The following is a 6,121-nucleotide window of genomic DNA, read 5'->3' as shown; positions in this document are numbered from 1 at the left end:
GATGCTCAGCGATCCGCCCGGCGCGCGTCTCTGCCTCGAGCCGGTTCACCAAGTCAATCGTGTTGTAATATCTGACCCTGGCGCCGGTACGCACGCAGGATCGTTCGATCACGATAGCAAGGCGATCTCCTTGATCGACTTGCCCTTGACGAAAAAAACTCCCGCCGTATGCGCGCCACTGTCTCCACGACCAGCATCTCCCACGCGCCTCCGCCGCAAAGCGCGAGGCGTGAACCGCATTCGTTCAGGGGGCAATTTGGGAAGCCGATCAGCCCCGAACGGGGTCAATATTGCAGGCCGATTCACAGGCCCGATGCCCGGACCATCATCAACCAGCTCCCTGCCTGGCTACACTATTACAACGAGGTCCACCCGCACAAGGCGCTGGGCTACCGCTCCCCGCGCGAGTATATCCAACAAACCCGCGAGGCTCCGTCAGGCATTTAGGGAGCAACAACAGATTCAGATTTTCATCGCCTTGGGAAGCCCCCGTGAATCAGAGCCCGCGCAGGTTGGCATTAGCGCTGTTTGGCGGAAACAGACGTTCTGCCCTCTCCATCATTTTACACTGGATTGATTGTCCATGCCAAATGCCGCTATCGGGAGCACCCATGATATCTTCGCCCGTCCAGCTGATCCGCCCGAAGCGCCATGGCGATGCACGTGGCTGGTTCACCGAAGTCTATTCGGTCCCTGCCTTCGCCGCGCTCGGCATCGACTGCACCTTCGTCCAAGACAACCATTCGCTGTCTGCGTCCGCCTTCACCCTGCGTGGCCTACATTTCCAGATGCCACCGCGCGGCCAGGACAAGCTTGTGCGCTGCATTCGTGGACGGATTTTCGACGTAGCGGTCGATGTACGCAAGGGTTCGCCTACCTATGGCCAGTGGGTCGGAGCGGAACTCTCCGCCGAGAACGGGCATCAGCTGTTCATTCCGATCGGCTTCGCGCACGGCTTCATGACACTCGAGCCTAATTGCGAAGTGACATACAAGTGCTCCGATACCTATGCTCCTGACCAAGATGGCGGAGTTCGCTGGGACAGCATCGGCATCGACTGGTCGATCCCGAAATGCGTGATACCCAAATTGTCGGCTAAGGACCAGATTCAACCCATACTCGCCGACTTCGACAGCCCGTTCGACTATGACGGCACGCCCCTCGCTCCGCTCGCCTAAAGGACCACATCCCCATGCGCATCTTCGTCACCGGCGGGGCCGGCTTTATCGGCTCGGCGCTGGTCCGCCACCTAATCGAGAACACGACCCATGAGGTCCTGAACTTCGACAAGCTGACCTATGCCGGCACGCTCTCGACCGTCGAGCGGGTGGCAGACAGCAACCGCTATCGCTTCGTCCGGGGCGATATCTGCGATGCCGACGCCGTCCGCTCCGCGATCGCCGAGTTCAAGCCGGAGATCGTCACGCACCTCGCGGCGGAAAGCCATGTCGACCGTTCGATCGACGGGCCCGGCGCGTTCATCCAGACTAACGTTGTCGGCACCTATACGATGCTGGCCGAGGCGCGCGCCTATTGGCTGGGGCTAGACGCGGACGCCAAGGCGGCGTTCCGTTTCCACCATATCTCGACCGACGAAGTGTACGGCTCGCTCGGCGACACCGGCCTGTTCACCGAAGATACGCCCTACGATCCGCGTTCGCCTTATTCGGCGTCGAAGGCGGGCAGCGACCATCTGGTCAGCGCGTGGGGCCATACCTTCGGCCTCCCGGTGCTGATCACCAACTGCTCGAACAATTACGGGCCGTATCACTTCCCCGAAAAGCTGATCCCGCTGATGATCGCCAAAGCACTGGATGGCGAGCCGTTGCCGATCTACGGCAGGGGCGATCAGGTCCGCGACTGGCTCTATGTCGAGGATCATGTCCGCGCGCTGCAGGCGGTGTTCGAGCGTGGCGAGCCGGGCCGCACCTACAATGTCGGCGGGCATAACGAGCGGCAGAATATCGAGGTGGTGAGGACGCTCTGCACGATTCTCGACGAGCTGCGTCCGCGTGCCGACGGCAGGCCCTATGCGCAGCAGATGACCGAAGTCGCCGACCGCCCCGGCCATGACAAGCGCTATGCGATCGACGCAAGCCGCATCGGCGACGAGCTGGGCTGGACGCCCGCCGAGACGTTCGAGACCGGCATCCGCAAGACCGTCGAATGGTATCTTGCCAACGAGGATTGGTGGCGGCCACTGGTCGTAGCAAAGGCGGCCGAGCGTCGCGGTGTCGCGGCGTAGATCTATCGACATGTCGGAAAACACCATGACTCGTGAGATTCTCGTCACCGGTGCAAGCGGTCAGCTCGGCACCGAACTTCGTCGTGCCGCGCTGCCTGCAGGCTATGCGATCCATGCGCTCGACCGCGCGGCGCTCGACCTCACCGACACGGCGGCGATCGCGGCCAAGCTCGCCGAGCGGCCGTGGGCGGCGGTCATCAACGGGGCGGCCTATACCGCAGTCGACAAGGCCGAAAGCGACCAGGTCACGGCCTGGGCGGTCAACACGATGGCACCGGCCGCCTTTGCACGGGCCTGCGCCGTAGCCGGCATCCCGATCGTGCAGGTGTCGACCGATTATGTCTTCGCAGGCGACAAGGACGGTGCATGGGAGGTGAACGATCCCATCGCTCCGCTCGGCGTTTATGGCGCGTCGAAACTGGGGGGCGAGCTGGCCGTCCGCACCTCGCGCGCGCGGCATGCGATCGTGCGCACGGCTTGGGTCGTGTCGGCGCATGGCAATAATTTCGTCAAGTCGATGCTGCGCGTCGGCGCGACCCGCGACGAGCTGGGCGTGGTCGACGACCAGCACGGCAGCCCGACCAGCGCCGCCGACCTCGCCGCCGCGTTGCTGACGATCACGGTCCGCCTGATCGAGGATGACGCTGCACCGACCGGCATCTTCCACTTCAGCAACGCCGGCGCGGTCAGCTGGGCGGGCTTTGCGCGCGAGATCTTCGCCCAGAGCAGCGCACGCGGTGGCGCGGTCGCCGGCGTCAAGCCGATCGCCACCACCGATTACCCGACACCGGCACAGCGCCCTGCCAACTCGCTACTTAGCCATGACGCGATCCGCACTGCCTATGGCATCGAACCACGCGCATGGCAGGACGCCCTGAGCGAAATTCTCGACGAACTCATCGGAGCACCCAAATGAAGGGCATCATCCTCGCCGGCGGATCGGGCACGCGGCTTCACCCGGCGACGCTCGCGGTCAACAAGCAACTGCTGCCGATCTACGACAAGCCGATGATCTATTATCCGCTGAGCGTGCTGATGCTGGCGGGGATCCGCGAAATCCTAATCATCTCCAGCCCCGAATATCTCGGCAATTACCAGCGGCTGTTCGAGGACGGTTCGACCTTCGGCCTCGACATCCAATATGCCGAGCAACCCAGCCCCGATGGCCTGGCACAGGCCTTCACGATCGGCGCGGACTTTATCGGCGATGATAACGTGGCGCTGGTGCTGGGCGATAACATCTTTTTTGGCGCGTACCTGACCGACCTGCTGGCGAGCGCGGTCGCGCGGCCAACCGGGGCGACGGTCTTCAGCTATCGTGTCGAGGACCCCGAACGCTATGGCGTCGTCGAGTTCGGCGAGGGCGGCAAGGCGATCAGCCTGGAGGAAAAGCCCGCGCAGCCCAAGTCTAACCATGCGGTCACCGGCCTCTATTTCTACGACAACCGCGTCGTCGAGTTCGCCCGCAATCTGAAGCCTTCAGCGCGTGGCGAACTCGAGATCACCGATCTCAACCGCATCTATATGGAAGCGGGCGACCTGTTCGTCGAACAGATGGGGCGCGGCTATGCCTGGCTTGACACCGGCACGCACGACAGCCTGCTCGAGGCGGGCGAGTTCGTCCGCACGCTTCAACACCGCCAGGGCATCCAGATTGCGTGCCTGGAGGAAATTGCGTTCGAGATGGGTTTCATCAGCTCCGAGCAGGCGCGAGCGGCAGGCGAGCGGTTCAAGAAGACTGCCTATGGGCGAGCAATCTTGAAGGCGGTTGAGGGGTTGTAAACGCACGACCGGTTATGGTCGGTCGCGCCCAACCCGGCAATGTTTGGATGCCGAAGGGTAAACCCCGCAAACCTTCTAGGATTTCGTTGCGGCGCTGGCGCGTGGCCGAGGGCAGTGCGCAAAAAACGTCGCTGATCGCGCGTCGCTCAATCAGATCGGCCAAGCGCTGCGGCGGGCAAACCCGCAACCAGCTGCCCGCGCTCGATCGTCACGTCAACCAGCTCGTCGGTCGCGGCTACGCGCTCCACCTCGGTCATGCGCCGGGTTAGGAGCGTGCGACGCTCCTCATACCATTCGGAAAAACCGGACGGCACGGCTAAGTGCAGATCGCCGCTGGCACGCATGGCCTCGAAGGCGGGCACAGGCAGCAGGTAATCGTCGAGCGTTCGATAGGCGCGGCTGCCGTCCACCCAGATGTTGCCCGAGCCCAGCCGCTCGCGCAGGTGGACGATCACCGCGATCTCGTAAGCGCGCCGGTCAATAGGTCCTTCGACCGGCTGCATGACCTTGCGCCAGTGCGGCTTGACGAAGCTCGTCGGCACCCGCTTCGGCAGGACCGACCGCCCATCGCGGTACATCGTTCGTAGCGCCTCAACGGCGCCGAGCAGCGGATCGCCCGACCGCGCCGTGCGGAAAGCGAAGGCGGAGAGGAAGGTCGGCGCGAACCTCCGGACGGCGGGATAGCGTTCGACCACTTCCTCCAGACCGTCGTCGGCCGAGCGCGTGAGATCCTCTGCGAAGCGGATGCTGAGTTCGAGATGGTCCCAGCCCAGCCGGTCCTCGATCACCCGGAAGGCGTCGCGCCCGGTTGCGCGCGCACCAACAGGCGGCCGAGCCGGGCGTGGAAGCGGGCCGTGTCCTTCAGCATCCGTGCCTGGCCGAGCAGCCGGTCGGACCGGGTGCGGTCTGCACGGCGGAACAGCGCACCCACCATCTGTGTCCTAAATCGCGTAAACCAATATTATGGATGGCCGCCTACCCCCCATCCGTAATACATCGGTTTCGGACAGGCATGTCGATCGCGGAGACGCGCATTGTTTACATGGTACTGACCAAACGCCGCATTGATCCCGGTGGGGAATTCCAGCATTATGACGTGGCCCGGCGGATTAGACCAAGAAGCGCGTGGGCAAGGATTTGTATGAAGACACTTATCGCGATGGCCGCCCTTACGCTGACGATCAGCACCGCCGTGCAGGCGCAGACTCGTTCGGTTCGCGAAGCAGCGACCACCTATGGCGCTCGCCTGACAGCTAAGGGTCAGCCCGCCAATCTCAATGTGAACCGTATCAATAACCGAGTCATTAGCCGGGTCGACAGTCGGTTGAGCTTACGAATCGAACGGTATCGGCCCGACATCGCCAGCAACCCGACCGCCGCCTATCAAAAGCCTCTGGACGATCAATCCCGCGCCGCGCCACGGATTCAACCCATCCAGCAGCAATCGGGCGAGTAAGTACAATCAGGGCTAAATTCGCGCTTTTCACAGCGCTCTGAAAGAAACGCGTCGTCCCCCTCTCTTAAAGTGGGCAACGCCATCCTTTCATGCGTCCCTGACATCTATAATTGCGGGCGTATTTTGAAGAATCGAACTTTTCTTCTGAATGCCCTCAACAGATAAAAAAACGGCGGCTGTTACGCCGCCGTTTCCTTACCCAAAACCCGAAGGTTGGGAGAGATCAGTTGCTGCCGCTGGTTGCAGCAGCGATGCCGCCAGCTGCACCGGCAACGGCGAGAACGCCGATGATGATGCCAACCTGTGCGATGCCGTTCTTCTTCGACGATGCCTTGCCAACGCGGACCGACTTGCTCAGCGAGAGCGAAGCGGCCGGCTTCTGGGCCGATGCCACAACTGGCATAGCAACCAGCGACACTGCGGCAAGCGAGGCTGCGATCTTAGCGAGATTCATTGGTAACTCCCTGTCTTACTTAATGATGAACCTCGTGAGAGGCATTCACTGCAGTACTCGGCTGTGCGGCTAGCACAGCCGCCGTCTCAAACAAACAAAAAAACATAAATTCGGCATGTTTTTTGGCAGTGCAGCAAAAATGTTACAGGCCGCCCCTTAGAGCAAAGCGGTATGGATTGCCTGG

The 6,121-nt window shown here is 62.1% G+C and carries 6 protein-coding genes and 2 pseudogenes; 6 read left to right on the top strand and 2 right to left on the bottom strand.

Translation table 11 applies throughout. From position 1 onward, the window contains the following. Positions 1 to 309 precede the first annotated feature (309 nt). From EJC47_RS21490 to rfbA, 5 genes and pseudogenes are all read left to right on the top strand, one after another. Positions 310 to 447, top strand: a pseudogene (locus EJC47_RS21490) (integrase core domain-containing protein); the annotation flags it as partial. 164 nt (positions 448 to 611) lie between these two features. Continuing rightward, positions 612 to 1,178 carry a dTDP-4-dehydrorhamnose 3,5-epimerase gene (gene rfbC / locus EJC47_RS20505; protein ID WP_126849557.1) on the top strand — a complete coding sequence of 189 codons (567 nt, stop codon included), beginning with the start codon at positions 612 to 614 and terminating at the stop codon, positions 1,176 to 1,178. Between the two features lie 14 nt (positions 1,179 to 1,192). After that, the gene (rfbB, locus tag EJC47_RS20500) at positions 1,193 to 2,245 is read left to right on the top strand and encodes a dTDP-glucose 4,6-dehydratase (protein ID WP_126849556.1); all 1,053 of its coding nucleotides are present in this window, start codon (positions 1,193 to 1,195) and stop codon (positions 2,243 to 2,245) included. Between the two features lie 25 nt (positions 2,246 to 2,270). After that, positions 2,271 to 3,161 (top strand): dTDP-4-dehydrorhamnose reductase, encoded by an 891-nt coding sequence (gene rfbD / locus EJC47_RS20495; RefSeq protein ID WP_126849555.1) that lies wholly within the window; start codon positions 2,271 to 2,273, stop codon positions 3,159 to 3,161. Continuing rightward, a complete protein-coding gene (rfbA, locus tag EJC47_RS20490; RefSeq protein ID WP_126849554.1) occupies positions 3,158 to 4,027 on the top strand; it encodes a glucose-1-phosphate thymidylyltransferase RfbA in 870 nt (289 codons plus the stop codon). The genes rfbD and rfbA overlap by 4 nt, the downstream gene beginning before the upstream one ends. 185 nt (positions 4,028 to 4,212) lie before the next feature. Here the strand turns inward: rfbA and EJC47_RS20485 are convergent. After that, a pseudogene (locus EJC47_RS20485) lies at positions 4,213 to 4,964 on the bottom strand (Tn3 family transposase); the annotation flags it as partial. 204 nt (positions 4,965 to 5,168) lie between these two features. Between EJC47_RS20485 and EJC47_RS20480 the strand changes: the two are divergent. Continuing rightward, positions 5,169 to 5,483, top strand: coding sequence for a hypothetical protein (locus EJC47_RS20480; RefSeq protein ID WP_185867748.1), 315 nt, complete (start codon positions 5,169 to 5,171; stop codon positions 5,481 to 5,483). A 223-nt stretch (positions 5,484 to 5,706) separates the two neighbouring features. On the opposite strand, the gene EJC47_RS20475 is transcribed toward EJC47_RS20480, so the two are convergent. Next, positions 5,707 to 5,937, bottom strand: a complete 231-nt coding sequence (locus EJC47_RS20475; protein ID WP_126849552.1) for a hypothetical protein — start codon at positions 5,935 to 5,937, stop codon at positions 5,707 to 5,709. Positions 5,938 to 6,121: the final 184 nt, after the last annotated feature.

Origin of the sequence: Sphingomonas sp. TF3, assembly GCF_003985085.1 — a bacterium.
Classification (GTDB): domain Bacteria; phylum Pseudomonadota; class Alphaproteobacteria; order Sphingomonadales; family Sphingomonadaceae; genus Sphingomonas.
This window is presented reverse-complemented; position numbering and strand designations above follow the sequence as displayed.